Annotated in this window: 16 protein-coding genes; 15 read left to right on the top strand and 1 reads right to left on the bottom strand. The window is 44.0% G+C overall.

What is annotated here, in order from left to right:
- Position 1: 1 nt before the first annotated feature.
- The 13 genes from ACROAE_RS02400 to ACROAE_RS02460 all read left to right on the top strand — a co-directional run bounded on the left by ACROAE_RS02400 (position 2) and on the right by ACROAE_RS02460 (position 13,372).
- Entirely contained in the window at positions 2-2,155 is a 2,154-nt protein-coding gene (locus tag ACROAE_RS02400) for an FAD-dependent oxidoreductase (RefSeq protein WP_432399332.1), read from the top strand.
- 233 nt (positions 2,156-2,388) lie between these two features.
- Positions 2,389-3,144: a DUF547 domain-containing protein gene (locus tag ACROAE_RS02405; protein ID WP_432399502.1), complete on the top strand. Its 756-nt coding sequence runs from the start codon at positions 2,389-2,391 to the stop codon at positions 3,142-3,144.
- Between the two features lie 31 nt (positions 3,145-3,175).
- Positions 3,176-4,423 carry an ABC transporter substrate-binding protein gene (locus tag ACROAE_RS02410; RefSeq protein WP_432399503.1) on the top strand — a complete coding sequence of 416 codons (1,248 nt, stop codon included), beginning with the start codon at positions 3,176-3,178 and terminating at the stop codon, positions 4,421-4,423.
- Between the two features lie 50 nt (positions 4,424-4,473).
- Positions 4,474-6,126: an ABC transporter permease gene (locus tag ACROAE_RS02415; protein WP_432399504.1), complete on the top strand. Its 1,653-nt coding sequence runs from the start codon at positions 4,474-4,476 to the stop codon at positions 6,124-6,126.
- An 8-nt stretch (positions 6,127-6,134) separates the two neighbouring features.
- On the top strand, positions 6,135-6,800 hold the full coding sequence (locus ACROAE_RS02420; RefSeq protein WP_432399333.1) for an ATP-binding cassette domain-containing protein: 666 nt from the start codon (positions 6,135-6,137) through the stop codon (positions 6,798-6,800).
- Between the two features lie 99 nt (positions 6,801-6,899).
- Positions 6,900-7,571, top strand: coding sequence for a CDP-alcohol phosphatidyltransferase family protein (locus ACROAE_RS02425; RefSeq protein WP_432399334.1), 672 nt, complete (start codon positions 6,900-6,902; stop codon positions 7,569-7,571).
- A complete protein-coding gene (locus tag ACROAE_RS02430) occupies positions 7,571-8,383 on the top strand; it encodes a sterol desaturase family protein (protein ID WP_432399505.1) in 813 nt (270 codons plus the stop codon). Before ACROAE_RS02425 ends, ACROAE_RS02430 begins: the two co-directional genes overlap by 1 nt.
- Before the next feature lie 208 nt (positions 8,384-8,591).
- Positions 8,592-9,680, top strand: a complete 1,089-nt coding sequence (locus tag ACROAE_RS02435; protein ID WP_432399335.1) for a methyl-accepting chemotaxis protein — start codon at positions 8,592-8,594, stop codon at positions 9,678-9,680.
- 169 nt (positions 9,681-9,849) lie between these two features.
- Positions 9,850-10,542, top strand: a complete 693-nt coding sequence (locus tag ACROAE_RS02440; RefSeq protein WP_432399336.1) for a 5'-methylthioadenosine/adenosylhomocysteine nucleosidase — start codon at positions 9,850-9,852, stop codon at positions 10,540-10,542.
- Positions 10,543-10,669: 127 nt separating this feature from the next.
- Positions 10,670-11,677, top strand: coding sequence for a cobalamin biosynthesis protein CobD/CbiB (locus tag ACROAE_RS02445; protein ID WP_432399337.1), 1,008 nt, complete (start codon positions 10,670-10,672; stop codon positions 11,675-11,677).
- Between the two features lie 201 nt (positions 11,678-11,878).
- On the top strand, positions 11,879-12,271 hold the full coding sequence (locus tag ACROAE_RS02450) for a DUF2721 domain-containing protein (protein ID WP_160053023.1): 393 nt from the start codon (positions 11,879-11,881) through the stop codon (positions 12,269-12,271).
- Positions 12,268-12,894: a trimeric intracellular cation channel family protein gene (locus tag ACROAE_RS02455; RefSeq protein ID WP_432399338.1), complete on the top strand. Its 627-nt coding sequence runs from the start codon at positions 12,268-12,270 to the stop codon at positions 12,892-12,894. Before ACROAE_RS02450 ends, ACROAE_RS02455 begins: the two co-directional genes overlap by 4 nt.
- A gap of 1 nt (position 12,895) precedes the next feature.
- A complete protein-coding gene (locus tag ACROAE_RS02460) occupies positions 12,896-13,372 on the top strand; it encodes a nuclear transport factor 2 family protein (protein ID WP_432399339.1) in 477 nt (158 codons plus the stop codon).
- Between the two features lie 72 nt (positions 13,373-13,444).
- Here the strand turns inward: ACROAE_RS02460 and tyrS are convergent, their stop codons facing one another.
- The gene (gene tyrS, locus ACROAE_RS02465; RefSeq protein ID WP_432399340.1) at positions 13,445-14,641 is read right to left on the bottom strand and encodes a tyrosine--tRNA ligase; all 1,197 of its coding nucleotides are present in this window, start codon (positions 14,639-14,641) and stop codon (positions 13,445-13,447) included.
- A 125-nt stretch (positions 14,642-14,766) separates the two neighbouring features.
- On the opposite strand from tyrS, the gene ACROAE_RS02470 reads away from it, so the two are divergent.
- Together ACROAE_RS02470 and ACROAE_RS02475 are read left to right on the top strand one after the other, a co-directional pair.
- Positions 14,767-16,308, top strand: coding sequence for a peptidoglycan DD-metalloendopeptidase family protein (locus ACROAE_RS02470; RefSeq protein ID WP_432399341.1), 1,542 nt, complete (start codon positions 14,767-14,769; stop codon positions 16,306-16,308).
- 41 nt (positions 16,309-16,349) lie between these two features.
- Positions 16,350-17,465, top strand: coding sequence for an anhydro-N-acetylmuramic acid kinase (locus ACROAE_RS02475; RefSeq protein ID WP_432399342.1), 1,116 nt, complete (start codon positions 16,350-16,352; stop codon positions 17,463-17,465).
- The last annotated feature ends 6 nt before the right edge of the window (positions 17,466-17,471 follow it).

Consider the following 17,471-nt stretch of genomic DNA (forward strand, 5'->3'; position numbering starts at 1 on the left):
CATGTTAAAAAAAATCGTATTACTTATTATTGCAGCAACGCTGGTGGGATTATTTTTCCACTTTGATTTACATCAATTGCTCACGCTTGATGGCCTAAAAGGCTCAATGGAGCAATTTAGCCAACTGCGTCAAGAATCACCATTGTTAGTTATCGGCGGTTTCTTTGCACTGTATGTGGCTGTAACGGCATTATCACTTCCCGGTGCGGCGATTCTCACCATTGCATCAGGTGCACTATTTGGTTTAATGGAAGGGGTAATTATTGCCTCTTTTGCTTCTAGTATTGGTGCAACACTCGCCTTTTTAGTGTCGCGTTATTTATTACGCGACTCGATTAAACAACGTTTTCCAGAGCGTTTAGCAGCCATTGATGCAGGGATTGAAAAAGAAGGCGGATTTTACTTATTTACTCTACGTTTAGTGCCTATTTTCCCGTTCTTTTTAATCAATATGCTAATGGGCGTTACCGCGTTTAAGTCGTGGACCTTTTACTGGGTAAGCCAGGTCGGTATGTTTTTGGGCACTTTTGTGTACGTCAATGCCGGGACTCAATTAGCACAAATCGACAGCTTATCTAACATTTTATCGTTCAACCTAATTTTGTCATTTGCACTATTAGGCTTATTCCCGCTTATCGCTAAGGCCATTGTCAATATGATTAAAAAACGTCGTGTATACAGCAACTGGACTAAACCCGCTAAATTTGATCGCAACCTTATTGTGATTGGCGCTGGCGCGGGTGGTCTTGTAACCAGTTATATTGCCGCAGCAGTTAAAGCCAAGGTGACCTTAATTGAAGCCGGAGAAATGGGCGGCGACTGTTTAAACTACGGTTGCGTGCCAAGCAAGGCCATTATCAAGAGCGCCAAAATAGCTCAACAGATACGCAATGCCCATCATTACGGCCTAGAAGACACCACACCTGAGTTTTCATTTAAAAAGGTCATGGCACGTGTACATCAAGTGGTTGCCGATATTGCGCCACACGACAGTGTTGAGCGTTACACCAATTTAGGTGTTGATGTGGTCAAAGGCTACGGCAAATTAATCGACCCATGGACAGTAGAAATTACCTACCCAGACGGCAATACCACTCGCCTAACCGCGCGCAGCATTGTGATTGCGACTGGTGCCCGCCCATTTGTACCGCCATTACCGGGCATTGAAGAAGTCGGTTACGTTACCAGTGACACCTTATGGGACGAATTTGCCAAACTCGACACTGCACCAGAGAAACTAGTGGTGTTAGGTGGCGGCCCAATTGGCTCAGAGCTTGCGCAAAGCTTTGCTCGTTTAGGCTCACAAGTCACTCAAGTTGAAATGGCCGAGCGCATCATGATCAAAGAAGATCTGGAAGTGTCTGAGTTCGCCACCCAAGCTTTACGTAATAGTGGCGTTAATATTTTAACCTCACACCAAGCCCTGCGCTGTGAACTGCGTGAGGGTAAAAAATACCTTATCGTTAAACATCAAGACCAAGAGCAAGCCATCGAATACGACCAGCTATTATGTGCCGTCGGTCGCAGTGCTCGTCTAAGCGGTTACGGTTTAGAAGAGCTCGGCATTGAAACCAATCGCACCATTCAAACCAATGAGTATTTAGAAACGCTATACCCTAATATTTATGCGGCAGGTGACATTGTTGGACCTTATCAGTTCACTCACGTTGCAGCACATCAAGGCTGGTACGCTGCAGTAAACGCGCTGTTTGGCCATTTGAAGAAGTTTAAGGTCGATTACCGCGTGATTCCATGGACCACGTTTATCGATCCAGAAGTGGCGCGTGTAGGGATAAACGAATACGAAGCTCAGCAACAAGGTATTGATTATGAAGTCACGCGCTTTGATTTTGCCGAGCTTGACCGCGCTATAACCGACAGTGCCACCGATGGTTTTATTAAAGTCATCACTCCAAAAGGCAAAGACAAAATCCTGGGTGTAACGATTGTGTCAGAACATGCTGGTGATTTAATTGCTGAGTTTGTATTAGCCATGAAGCACGGCTTAGGGCTTAACAAGATTTTAGGGACTATCCACAGCTACCCAACGTGGGCCGAAGGCAACAAGTACGCTGCAGGCGAGTGGAAACGTAACCACGCGCCGGCAACTGTGCTGCGCTGGTTAGAAAAATATCACACATGGCGCCGTGGTTAATTCTTTAAAAGACGGCCCAATGATGGCGTCAGTTAACCCAGGTTAGCTGACGCATATTTAAAGAAACACGCATTAATCAATAGCAAACTGCCCGGCAAGGGATTATGCCAATAGCAGTAAGAGAGCCAAATAAAATGAGTACAATATTCAAGGCATTTGTCGCAAGCATTGTCATTGCGCCACTGCTCTGTAGCACCTTACTGTTCAGTCAAATCAGTGTGGCTGCCGATGCAATGCCAGCGGCAACAACTGAGCAGACCATACACCAACAGTGGCAAGCCCTAGTGAGTCAACACGTAAAGCCGATTAATAATGGCAACAGTAGCGCGGTAGATTATGCGGCAATGCAGCAACAACGCATTCAACTGCAAAGTTACCTCGAGCAGCTAAGCAACATCAGCCAGGCACAATTTGATGCTTGGGATAAATCGACGCAATTGGCATTTTTAATCAATGCTTATAACGCCTGGACCGTTGAGCTTATCTTAACTAAATATCCCGATATTGAGTCAATTAAAGATCTCGGCGGATTTTTTAGCTCGCCCTGGGACAAAAGCTTTATTCCTTTACTTGGCAAAACCCGCAGCCTCAATGATATTGAACATAAACTGATCCGTGGTAGCGATCGATATAACGATCCTAGAATTCATTTTGCGGTAAATTGTGCCAGCATTGGCTGCCCAGCGCTGCTTGAAGAAGCCTATACCGGCGCTAAGCTTGAACAACAACTTGATGCACAAACCAAACGTTTTTTAGCTGACACTAGCCGCAATTATGCCAAAGGTGACACGGTTTATTTGTCTGCCATTTTTAAATGGTATGGCGATGACTTTACTCAAGGTTTTGCCGGGGCAGATTCTGTTGAGGCGTTTTTATTACTGTACCCTAACGCGTTAACACTCAATGGTGCTCAGCAAGCTACCGCGAACAAGCAGCAATTAGATATCGATTACCTCGACTACAACTGGTCGTTAAATGCGGTTCGATAAGCCAATGTTCTCCAGTAAAATATCTAACATAATGAAGCATATTGTGGCGGCTTTGGCATTGGGTGTCAGTGTATATGCTTGCCTTTGGACTAGCGTGGCTTATGCACAAACCAATGAGCTTGCCGCATGGGAAGAGATTGAAGCACGTGGTGTTAACCAAGATGTGTACTTTCATGCCTGGGGCGGCGATCCGCAAATCAATCGTTATATTCAGTGGGTTGCAGAGCAAGTTAAGCAGCAATACCAAATCACATTACACCATGTCAAACTCACCGACACAGGCGAAGCTGTTAGCCGAGTATTGGCCGAAAAATCAGCCAGTAACGATAATAACGGTCAAGTCGATTTAGTGTGGATTAATGGCGAAAACTTTGCCGCGATGGCAAAGCATCAATTATTGGCGCCAAACTGGGTTGCGCAATTGCCCAACTTTGCCTTAACCGATCCTGATAATAATCCGGCCATGACCCGTGATTTTGGCGTGCCCACTCAAGGCATGGAGGCGCCATGGGGCAAAGCGGCACTGACGTTTTACTACGACAGCTTATTGACCCAAACGCCACCACAAACATTACAACAATTAAGTCTGTGGGCCGAACAACATCCAGGGCGATTTAGTTACCCTAAGCCGCCTGACTTTTTAGCCATGAGCTTTTTAAAATATGCGCTAATCGCCCTTAACAACAGTCAGCCTGATGCCATTAAAAATAGGCTTTATCAACCCGCAAGCGCTCAAAGCCAGGCATTATTATTGCCAGCCCTATGGCAATACTTAGATGATTTGCATCCAAACTTATGGCGTAAAGGTCAGCACTTTATGTCTAGCGGTTTAGCACTGCGCCGATTAATGGGCGATGGCGAGCTGGCATTGGCATTTACCTTTTCAGCCGCCGAAGTGCCAGCCGCTGTCGCGCGTTTTGATTTACCAGAGAGTATTCGCAGCTATCGCATGCGTGATGGCAGTTTAAGCAACATCCATTTTATTGCCATTCCTTATAATGCAGCGCATACAAATAGCGCTAAATTGGTGGTTAACTTTTTACTCAGCCCAAAAGCTCAGGCCAAAAAGCAACAGGCAAACGTGTGGGGCGACACCAGTGTGATTGCGTTATCGCAATTACCAGCAAAGCAACAGAAGTGGTTTGAGCCACCCGCACTGTCACACCCAAGTGCCAATATCGCTAACCAAGATATCAGTCCTGCATTGAGCGAACCGCACCCAAGTTGGACTAAAGTCATTGCAACCCAGTGGTTACAACGCTATGGAGTGATGCGGTGATAACATCAAAAAGTGGTTTTAATACCCTGGTTCGCAGTAGTCCCTATTTAATGATGGCTTTGCTAGTGCTGCCCGTTATAGGCGGTTTAATTGCGGTGGTGTTACCGGCTTTTGGCTGGTTCCCAGTACTTGGACACACTCAATTTAATATCAATGGTTTTGTTGATTTATGGCAAACTCCCGGCATTGGCTATATGGCGCTTCTCAGTGTGTCCACCAGCTTTACCAGTACCTTACTGGCTTTTGTCATTACCATTTTGATTTTAGGCAGTTACTTTACCAGCCCCTGGCTAGGTTATATTCAACGCTTGCTCGGCCCGATTTTAGTGATCCCTCATGCTGCTGCGGCGATTGCCATAGGCTTTTTGATTACCCCATCAGGGATGTTTTCACGGCTGGTGTCACCCTGGTTAAGTGGCTGGGATACACCACCCGACTGGCTATTCCCACATGATGCAATGGGCCTAAGTATTATTTTAGGCTTAACCCTCAAAGAATTGCCTTTTTTATTGCTGATGGCACTGGGTGTGCTGGCACAGCCCGAGTTAGGCCATACGCTGCGCGCTCAACATCGAGTGGCATTAAGCCTGGGTTATTGCCCGATGACTGCTTTTTTTAAAGTCGTGCTTCCCAGCTTATATCCCTTTTTGCGCTTACCGATTTTAGCGGTACTCGCCTATGCCAGTGCCAGTGTCGAAATCCCGTTAATTTTAGGCCCTAATAGTCCACCAACCCTTGCAGTGGCTATTATGCAATGGTTTCATGATGTCGATTTAAGCTTGCGTATTAAAGCCTCTGCTGGCGCCATTGTGCAGATAGCCCTGACGTTACTCTTACTGCTTGGTTGGTGGCTGGCAGAAAAGCTCATTAAAACCCTGTCTCAATCTATGTTGGTTAATGGTAAGCGCGAATATGCCGGCGCCATTATGCAAAACATCACTCACGTAATAACCGTGATGATGTTAACGATTATCGGCTTAGCCTTGCTGGGCATGGTGTTATGGTCTTTCGCAGGTTTTTGGGCTTATCCTGATCTACTGCCTCAGACGTTTGTTGGTCAGCACTGGCAATCTGCATTACAACAAATGCACACGCCATTACTCGACACGTTGTTAATTGGACTTTGTGCCACAGGATTAGCCATTGTATTGACTTTACTGACACTTGAAGCCGAGCAACACACCAGTAAAACAGCATCAAAATTAAGCAGCGTGATCATTTACTTACCTTTGCTTATTCCCAGCATTGCGTTTTTATTTGGCCTGGTGTGGGTATTGGAACAAATCAACAGCCACCATACTTTGATCAATGTGGTACTAGCGCATTTACTCTTTGTATTGCCCTATGTATTTTTATCGCTGGCCAGCAGTTACCGGCGTTTAGATCCACGCTTTAGTCATGTTGCCGCCAGTTTAGGCGCTAGCCAGGCAAAAATATTTTGGCAAATAAAACTGCCCATGTTACTGGCGCCAATTTTAATAGCCTGTGCATTAGGCTTAGCCATTAGCTTTAGTCAATATTTACCAACATTATTGGCTGGCGGTGGCCGTATCAACACCATTACCACTGAGGCGGTATCACTGGCTAATGGCGCCAGCCGACGTACCAGTGCAGTTTATGCCTTAGTCCAAATGTTACTCCCAGCGCTTGGTTTTCTGCTCGCATGGGCACTGCCTAAAATGCTGTTAACACAACGCGAATAAGGACACATATGCCAACGCCAGAGCAAACAAATGCGCCAAGCTCTAACACCTCTTCATTGGTGATTGAACAGTTAAGCATACAACGACAACAACAGGTGTTGTTGTCATTAAACGAAACCATTGCCGGCGGTGATATTTTGACCATTATGGGGCCGTCGGGTAGCGGGAAATCGACGTTGTTAAATTGGCTCACCGGTATGTTGCCTAAAGGATTCAGCGCCAAAGGCAATTTATACCTAAATGGACAACTCATTACTGACACGGCCAGCCACATGCGTCGTATTGGCTTATTATATCAAGACCCTTTACTGTTCCCGCACCTCAGTGTCGCCGGTAACATTAGCTTCGCGATGCCAGCGGGTGGCAAGTCACAACGCCAAGCGGATATTAGCCAGGCATTATCTCAAGTAGGATTAGCCGGTTTAGAGCATCGCAGCCCACAAAGCTTATCGGGTGGTCAGCAAGCTAGAGTGGCATTACTTAGGGTATTGTTAAGTCAGCCTAAAGCGATTTTACTTGATGAGCCTTTTAGTAAGCTTGATAGCCAATTACGCCAAGAAACACGTCAACTGGTGTTTGAGCAAATTCGTCAGCACAAACTCCCCGCGATTATGGTCACTCATGACCAAAGCGATGCCGACGCCGCTCAGGGGAAAATTATTTCGCTGTTTTAACGTGGGTAAAATAGGTACAGGTTATTCTAGAGATATTGTTCAACACACTTTATTCAACATACATAAACCACAAATGTATCAATTAATTGGAAACCACAAATGCTAGATAGATTTATTACGCCAGTGATTAAGCCCATGCTTAAACCGATTGTATTGCTACTGGATAAAAAACAAGTACAACCCGATCAACTCACACTCATCGGCTTTGTGGTTGGAATGTTAGCAGTGCCTTTTTTAGCCCTACAAGCCTGGTACGTAGCATTATTATTTATCGTATTAAACCGCATTATTGACGGACTTGATGGTGCCCTTGCCCGTCATCAAAAACACACTACGCCATCGGGGGGTTATTTAGATATCTGTCTCGACTTTTTGTTTTATGCCGCGATTCCTTTAGGGTTTGCACTCGCCAATCCCAATGAAAACGCGTTAGCCGCTGCGGTGCTGCTGACGGTATTTATCGGAACAGGTTCGAGCTTTTTAGCTTTTGCAATCCCAGCCGAAAAACTCAATCTACCGCGGCCGCAGTTTGCCCATAAAAGCTTTTATTTTTTGAATGGCCTGACCGAGGGCACAGAAACTATCGGCTTTTTTGTGGCATTCTGTTTATGGCCGACTTACTTTCCAGAGCTGGCTTATACGTTTGCATTTTTAGGTGCGATTACTATTTTTACCCGTATCCATGGTGGTTATAACACCTTAAAAAATCACCACACTAACCTGCAAGCCAATCACCAGCAAAAGAGTAACCTTGAGGAGCCTAAAAAATGATAGATAATATGGCAGCAATCCGACTGGGCGTGTTTTTAAGCATTTTAGTGTTAATGATGAGTCTGGAATTATTATTTCCAGCCAGAACACTGAGCAAAGCCCCTCAAGCTGCGTCAATGGCAACACGGTGGTTGGGTAATTTTGGCTTATTAATTATCTCATCGCTAATCGCAAGATTAATACTGCCATTAGGTTTAGCCGGCTTCGCCTTATATGTCAGCTCACAACAATGGGGGCTATTACATTATTTGAGTTTACCGCTTTGGCTTAATATCGGCGTCAGCGTACTGCTGTTAGACATGTTGATTTATTGGCAGCACAGGTTGTTCCATCGCATTCCATTATTATGGCGTTTGCACAAAGTGCATCATGCAGACCGCCACGTCGACAGCAGCACCGCATTGCGCTTTCACCCTATCGAAATCATTTCCAGCCTTGGCATAAAAGCGATTGTCATTGTGGCATTGGGTATCCCTGCAGAAGCGGTGATCTTGTTTGAGATATTGCTCAATGGTTTTGCTATTTTTAACCACGCCAACATACGCTTACCCGCCAAAGCTGAAAAACTAGCTCGCTTGGTTCTAGTCACCCAGGTATTACATCGCATTCATCACAGCCAGATAATGGCCGAAAGTAACAGTAATTTTGGTTTTAGTATTATCTGGTGGGACAAGCTGTTCGGCACGTACACCGCAAAGGCCAGTAAACCTGATAATCAAATCGATATAGGGTTAACCCAATACCCAAACGCAAAACAAAATGCATGGTTAAACGGTTTATTGTGGATGCCGTTTAGTAACAAGAACAAATAACACTTTAGAATCTTATTGTGATACAGCAAGTTAAATTAACGGCAACGTGTTGTATTAAAATGTATAAAGAGAACTCCATACTCATTAGTTCATTTAATGTTGTGATTTTTATTCTCTCAATTTGTGATACGTAACATCTGCAATGCTTGATTAAACAGTAAAACCTGACCACTATATTACTAATATACAAATAACCAATAGAGTAACTATGATCGGTTTTACACAAAGCTTGAAAGCCCGCATTGCCGACCTAGAACATCAAATAGTTAGAAAAGAGCAACAACATAGTGATGAACTCACTCAATTACAACAACGTGTTGCAACCTTAACCGAGCAATTAACAACCTCTGATAATCAATCTGAATACGATGCAGCACGCGCTAATTTACAGTTACAAGGTGCCACGATGCTCAACGATATTCGTGACACCACTCTGGCGAACTCAATCAAGTTAGATGACGAAAAACAGATGCTGTCTGAAGTGGACAAACTGTTCAATCAGACTCGTGTCGCTATTGGTAACTTAAAAGGCCGTGCAGGGCATTTAAATGATCATGCAGAAAAAAGTATGGCGACAGCAGCACAGTTGAGCGAATCCGCTAATGGCATCAGCAATCTGGTGTCATCAATTCAACAAATTTCTGAACAAACGAACTTACTTGCGCTTAATGCTGCCATTGAAGCGGCGCGTGCGGGTGATGCTGGTCGAGGCTTTGCCGTTGTTGCCAGTGAAGTTAGGCAATTAGCCAGTAATGCTCATGACGCCAGTGCCAATATTGAAAAATTAGTTGCAACTGTCATAGAGCAAACCGAACAAATTAAACAAGTTGTGATAACCAACCAAACTTGTTCAAGTGAAATAGCCGTCTCGTCAGAACAAATTGATCAAGTCGTTACCGAAGTGCTGCAAAGCTCTGGTGTAATGAAACGTGTTATTGGTGAAGCGTCAATGACCGCATTTTTAACCACGGTGAAGTTAGACCATAGCGTCTGGAAGAGTAACGTTTACAGTGTATTAGCCAATAAAGACAGCAAAGCCAGTGTCAACAGTCACACCGAATGTCGACTCGGCAAATGGTATTACCATGGCGAAGGCCAGCAGTTTGCCAGTTTATCCAGCTTTAAGGCGATTGAGCAACCACATAAAACTGTGCACAGCGAAGGTAAAGCCGCGGTAGCAGCCATGCAGTCTGGTGATGAATCCACGATTTTAGCTCATCTTGAAACCATGGAAGATGCCAGTATTCGCGTAGTAAAAGCCATCGATAATTTATTGTCGCAAAGTCAGCACCAATAACCCTCTTTAATTCAATTATCGATTTAAAACCGTTGGCAGGATAACGCTCCGCTAGCGGTTTTTGGCCATTGCGCACAAATCACTTAACTCAAGCGTATTTTTCACAAACTTCCCCGCCCATGCTATATTAGCGCCCATTCGAATTTGTTTAATCAGTGAAGGTTTACTCATGAAAATCGGTATTATTGGCGCTATGGAGCCAGAAGTTGTTCATTTAGTGCAAGCAATCGTCAACCCTGTACACACTACCATTGCAGGCATCGAATTTATCAGTGGCAACATTGCCGATAAAGAAGTGGTTGTAACACGATCAGGTATAGGTAAAGTGGCAGCCAGTATTGCAACAACCTTACTGATTGAAAAATTTGCGGTTACTCATGTGATTAATACCGGTTCAGCAGGTGGTTTTGTCGATACACTCGCAATTGGTGATATCGTGATTTCATCTGAAGTGCGCCACCACGACGTTGATGTGACTGCTTTTGGTTACGAAATTGGTCAGATGGCACAACAGCCAGCCGCGTTTTTACCCGACAGCATATTAGTTAATGCCGCGAAAAAAGCAGTAGCGGAACTCGGTGAAGTAAACGCCATTGAAGGGTTAATCTGTACCGGCGACAGTTTTATTTGCGATCCAGTCCGCACGAAAGTGATGCGCGAAAACTTCCCAACCATGGCAGCATGTGAAATGGAAGGAGCTGCCATTGCTCAGGTTTGTCATCAGTTTAACGTGCCATTTGTGGTGATCCGTTCACTGTCAGACAACGCTAATAATGATTCGCCAGTTGATTTCGACTCGTACATTATCAAAGCAGGCATGCACTCTGCCATGATGGTTATTGCGCTGTTACAACAGCTGTAAATTACCTACTATATACTGGTTCAGTTTCTCATCAATACAGGTGCTGAACCAGTCGCTTTACCGCTATACTGAACAGCAGCTTATTTATCCCGTTAGCTCGAGTCGTCCATCCAACTGTTGAGTCTCTATGATTAATCAATTATTCGATCCGCAATTGTTGAGCCAGGACGGTGGATTATTACAAAGCTGTTGTATTTTATTTTGCGCCTTAATCCTCGCGCGTTTTGCCCCTATTCCAAGAGATTTACAACCGCTGCTTTGGTTTAATCGTATTGCAGTATTGATTGCGACCAAGGTCAATCATCCAGAGCGCGCCGTCAGCCAACAACTGACAGCAGGCATTTTAGCGACATTATTATTGGTCGTTCCGATCGGCATTATTGTTAGCTTTTTACTTAGCCTTGCTGCATATCCGTGGTTTTTTGAACTGATTATTGTGTACTTTTGCTTATGTGATTCTGCTTTTAAGCCGGTTGCCGAAAAAGTGGCACTGGCTATCAAAACAGATAATAAACAAGAAGCCAAACAATTACTCACGCCATGGGTCAGCCAAAACACACAAGTGTTATCAGCGGTTGGCTTAAGTAAAACCACTATCGAAAAATTATTTACTACCCCAATCTACGGCACCTTAGCCACGGTATTGTTTTTTGCCCTGGGCGGCGCAACCATGGCATTAGTGGTGAGAATGTTAAGGCAGCTTGAACACAGCTGGCCGACTTATCATCCGCACTTTCATATTTTTTCAAGCTTTGTAGGCCAATTTAATCGAGTGATCTTTTTTATTCCTACTTTGCTATGGCATTGCTCGCTCGCAATTCAATTTGGCCAACTCGGATTAAGCTCTATTGTGTCGTCTATGTTGCCAGCACCGGGTAATAAACAGCAGCTTAATAACCATTACGGCAGTTATGCCTTGGCTGCTAAGTTGCTTAACATCGAGCTCGGTGGTCCGCAACAATTTATAAGCAATGGCCAAACTATTCGCGTTGACTTACCAAAGGTGAAAGCTGGACCCTTGCCTGACTATCGCCACATAAACCAAGCCATAACCGTAACGCAAACAGCCAACTTATTCTGGATTAGCTTAACCTTGTTACTGCCATTGATTTGGACTGGATTAAGATTTATTTAAAACAAGTAAATACTGTTTTAAACACAGCAGTAATTAGCGATAATACGCCCACATTTGCTTGTTGCTGACATATTACGATGTAGCGTCATAATCGATTGTTAACATCACATCTGGCAAAAGGCTTACATCTTTACCACTGTAAATCCTCTATAGTCATCGACAGTTGACTATTACCCGCTAAAAGACCTGCTTAGGAAGACCATGTTGCTCAACAATTTACATGTATCATTAACGACTCCAGCATTGCTATTTCCGGCTATCTCATTATTGCTGCTGGCCTATACCAACCGGTTTTTTTCACTGGCGGCATTAATCCGTCAATTGAGTAACGATAAAAAACCAGTGCAGGGCGACCAAATAAAAAACTTACGTCAACGCATTATTATTATCCGCAAAATGCAAGAAGCAGGCGTGAGTAGCTTTGCTTTATGCGTGCTTTGCATGATATTAATTTACACAGGTTTTAACCAAACTGGTTCAGTGGTGTTTGGCTTAAGTTTATTGCTGTTACTGTATTCATTGATTTTATCGGTGATTGAAATTCGCATCTCAGTAGATGCACTCAATATTCACCTCAAAGAGTTAAGTAAATGAGTCTGTGGATCTATATTTTCGATTTGTGTGGTACAGCTGTATTTGCGCTTTCTGGCGCACTGGCAGCAGGTAAACATCGAATGGATCCGTTTGGCGTCATTGTTCTTGCCTCAGTAACGGCTATTGGCGGTGGTAGTATTCGCGATGCATTAATTGGCGCAACACCGGTATTTTGGATCCGCGACCCAAACTACATCATCGTTATTTTAGCGACTGTATTAGCCTGTTTAGTGCTCGTGCGTAAACCGCATAAATTACCTGCGCTAACCTTGCCAGTTGCCGATGCATTCGGATTAGCATTGTTTACTGTGATTGGCGCCGAGAAAGCTTTATTAATGGGACTTTCTGGCATGATTGCCGTGGTAATGGGATTAATTACTGGTGTGGGTGGCGGCATTATTCGTGATTTACTGTGCCGCCAGGTACCTATGGTGTTACGTACCGAGATTTACGCAACCGCTTCCATCGTCGGTGGTATTTGTTATACCTTAAGCTTGGCCGTCGGCATGGACAGTATGACATCGATGTTTATCGCAATGATCAGTACCTTAATCATTCGACTGAGCGCTATCCGCTGGCATTTGTCTTTGCCCGCTTTCGATTTAAAAACAAAGAGAATTTAATGTGCGAATAATATTGCTATTATGTTGTTTAGTCTGCAGTTTTTCAATCAGCGCCAATATTGGAGATATGCCTAAAGAGCAGCAGCTTGCCATGAAATATATGGAAGCATTAACCGATCATGACTATTCGACTTTGCGACGGTTTTATTCTCGTGAAACCATTTTTTTCGACAAAACAGCCAATACAACCTACACAGGTGGACGACAAATTATTGGTTTTTTACAACGCGCCCATGAAGGTGTGCTTGAATACCGTTTAAACATAGAACATATGTTTAATACCGGTTCGCTGGTGGTGATTATAGGCAGTTATCGTTTACGAGGCCCAGGTGATCAATTCGGCAAACCGGGGAAAATTATTGACCTTGCAGTACCCGGTGTCACGACGCTTAAATTTGATAACAATACCGAACGTTTGATAGAACAGATGGATTTAATGGATTATCAAACCATGTCAGATCAACTTGAGTCGCAGTAGATACTAATAATAATAAATTTCAGACATAAAAAAACGGCTTAATCAGCCGTTTTTTTATGAGTGATTAAAGCATTACTTCAAAATCACTTTCGCAAACTTACGCTTACCCACTTGGAATACCGCTTCTAGGCCGGCATTAAAGCTTTGACGGCTGTCTTCCACTTTTTCGCCATCCATCTTCACAGCACCTTGCTTAATCATTCGCATACCGTCTGATGTTGAGCCCACAAGTCCAGCATCTTTAAGTAAGTTAGCAATGGCTAAGCCTTCACCTGCTTCTAATACCACTTCTTCAATATCGTCTGGGATCGCGCCTTTTTGGAAACGATCGATAAAGGCTTGATGCGCAGCATCGGCTTGCGCTTCATCATGGAAGCGCGCAATAATTTCTTTGGCTAACAAAATCTTAATGTCGCGTGGATTAGTGCCGTTTTCAACGTCTAACTTAAACTGTGCAAGTTCTTCAAGAGGACGGAAAGATAACAGCTCAAGGTAGCGCCACATTAAATCATCTGAAATCGACATAATTTTGCCGAACATTTCATTAGCAGGCTCACTCACGCCTATATAGTTGTGCGCCGACTTAGACATTTTCTTAACGCCGTCGAGTCCTTCAAGCAGTGGCATCATGATCACAGTTTGTGGTTTTTGCCCTTCTGCTTTTTGCAGCTCACGCCCCATCAATAGATTAAACTTTTGATCTGTACCGCCTAATTCAACATCGGCCTTTAACGCAACAGAGTCGTAGCCTTGCAGTAATGGGTACATAAATTCGTGGATAGCAATGGCCTGGCCAGATGAATAACGCTTTTTAAAATCGTCACGTTCCATCATACGAGCAACGGTTTGTTGCGATGCTAGACGGATCATCCCAGCGGCGCCTAATGGTTCTAACCAGCTAGAGTTAAACTCGATACGTGTTTTAGCCGGGTCTAAAATTTTATAAACCTGCTCTTTATAGGTTTCAGCGTTAGCAAGCACTTGCTCACGAGTTAATGGAGGACGGGTACTGTTTTTACCGCTAGGATCACCGACCATGCCCGTAAAATCGCCAATCAAGAAAATCACTTCGTGACCGAGTTCTTGAAAAGTGCGCATTTTGTTTAAAATAACCGTGTGACCTAAGTGAATATCTGGAGCGGTAGGATCAGCACCTAGTTTGATGCGTAATGGGCGCCCTTCTTTCAGTTTCTCAAGCAAATCCGCTTCAAGTAATATCTCATCGGTACCGCGCTTAATCTCTGCCAATACTTGATCTAAATTCGCCATCTCTACTGCAACTCCCAGGGCTTGCACAAAAAATAAAGAGGTCTATGTTACTTGTTAGCCACGGCAAATGAAAGAGTGTACACTTAGCAGATAACAACACTAGAGAGAAATTGGTACCTGAGTCAATGGCAAAGCTTCTAACTTTATTCACATTGTTGCCAAAAGCACATCAAATCACACTGTCATTATTAGTGATGTTAACCACTATTATTCTGATGTTTCCATCGGAAGATGCTCAAGCATCTAAACAAACCCAATTAGTGAGCAAATCAACAGATAAAAACACCACAGAAAACGATACTCGTTATTCTGCACCGCTGGCCTTTAGAACGCCTACAGCCCCTACAGATGACAAAGATGTTGAGCAAGAAGAGATTGCCGACAATATCTTTGATAACAGTACATTATCACCACAAAATGTGAACGAACATGAGGCGGTATCTGAAACCGCTGACGACGAGGCATTTGCACAACACCTCGCGATGCTGCAAACCCGCCCAGAGGGCGTCGATGGAGTACTCAATGATATTGATAACCAACTCGCCAAGCAAAAAGCAAAAATAAAACAGCAAGCGAGCAACGATGATTACACCGTTGAATATTATGAAGTCGCAAAAGGTGACACTTTAGGGGGGTTATTCAGCCGTGCTGGGTTAACCGCTAAAGATGTGTATGACATTACTCAACTGCCTTTAGCGAAAAAGAATTTGCTTACCATTATGCCGGGTGAAGAAATTGCCATCAGCAAAAATGATTTAGGTGAGTTAAAAGAACTGAGCTACCGCATGGATAAAGTGTCTACTTTAGTGATCAGTCATAACAATGATCGATACAAAGAAGTGGTAAACACCAAAGAAGTGCAAAGTCGTACCTCGTTTATTACCGCCACCATTAAAAGCAATTTTTGGAATGCCGCCGCAGACGCAGGCTTGTCAGGAAATCACATAATGGAACTGGCCAACATTTTTGGCTGGGATGTCGACTTTGCTTTAGATATTCGCAAAGGCGATCATTTTTCATTATTGTTTGACCAAGAATATGCCGACGGCCAATTTTTACGTAACGGCAATATCTTAGCTGCTGAGTTTATTAACCAGGGCGAACGATATACTGCAGTGCGTTATACCGACGGTGAATATTATTCAGAAAATGGCAACAGCATGCGTAAAGCGTTTTTACGCTCGCCAGTCGACTTTAAGTATGTCAGTTCTAACTTCAACCCACGCCGTTTACACCCGGTAACAGGTCAAATCAAGGCCCATCGTGGTGTTGATTATGTTGCAGCAATCGGCACACCGATTAAAGCCGCCGGTAAAGGCAAAGTGATTGAGTCTGGGTATAACCAATTTAATGGTAACTATGTGTTCATTAAACACAACGAAACCTACACCACCAAATATTTGCATTTAACCAAACGCAAAGTAAATCGTGGTGAAACGGTAAAGCAAGGTCAAGTGATTGGTACTTTAGGTAAAACAGGTCGAGTAACTGGCGCCCATTTACATTATGAGTTTATTGTTAACGGTGTACATCGCAATCCACGCACCATAGATTTACCTAAATCAATGCCCATTAACCGCAGCGAAAAAGGCAAGTTTTCGTCTTTAAGTAAACAGTTAATGGCGCAATTAAAATCAAATCAACAGCAGCAATTGGCAAGCAATTAATTTGCTTGCCTTGCTCGCGACTTCAGTACAGAGAGTATTTCATGTCTAAGCCAGAATATTTTATCGGCCTGATGTCGGGCACCAGCATGGACGGCGTCGATGCCGTGTTAGTTGATTTTACAGCTGAGCAACCCAAATTAATTGCCGGCCATACTGAAGCAATTCCGGGCCATTTGTTAAAAGGCTTACAGCACTTATGCCAAGCTGCAACCGATGATGAAATAAATCGCTTAGGTCGCCTTGATCGCAGTGTCGGTAAATTATTTGCCCAAGCCGTGAATAACTTACTGGCAAAAACCGATATCACCGCAGAGCAAGTTATCGCAATAGGATCGCATGGACAAACTGTGCGTCACATGCCTAATTTAGAAATGGGCTTTACCCTGCAAATTGGTGACCCCAATACCATCGCTGTTGAAACCAACATCGATGTCATTGCCGATTTTAGACGCAAAGATATTGCGCTGGGTGGCCAAGGTGCACCGCTAGTACCCGCATTTCATCAGCAAGTCTTTGCTAAACAAGGGCAAACGCGAGTCATTTTAAATATAGGTGGTATCGCTAACATTACTTACTTGCCAGGCAACAGCGACGATGTTCTCGGTTTTGATACCGGCCCAGGCAATACCCTAATTGATTACTTTGTTAACCAGAGTTTAGGCCACGCATTTGATGAAAATGGCGCGTGGGCAGCCTCAGGTGAAACTCATCCAGAATTTCTTAAACAGCTGTTATCACATTCTTATTTTTCTTTATCTGCGCCTAAGAGCACAGGCAGAGAACTGTTTAACCAGGCATGGCTTGAGCAACAATTAGCAGATTATAGCCACTTAGACCAGGAAGATATCCAATCAACCTTACTCGACCTAACCTGCCACAGCATTGCCAATGATATTAATAAGCTGTCGACGACTGGCGAGTTGTTTGTTTGTGGCGGCGGCGCATTGAATACCGAGTTAATGCAACGCTTAGCGCGATTAGTCCCAGGCTATAAAATGGACACCACTGCGGGTTTAGGCGTAGATGCCAAATGGGTTGAGGGCATTGCCTTTGCCTGGCTAGCTATGCGTCATCACAACGACTTACCAGCAAACTTACCGGCAGTCACTGGCGCATCGCGCGCTGCCGTACTGGGTGGTCGTTTTAGAGCAAGATAACTTTTT

It is taken from the genome of Shewanella sp. MF05960 (genome assembly GCF_050849305.1).
GTDB lineage: Bacteria > Pseudomonadota > Gammaproteobacteria > Enterobacterales > Shewanellaceae > Shewanella.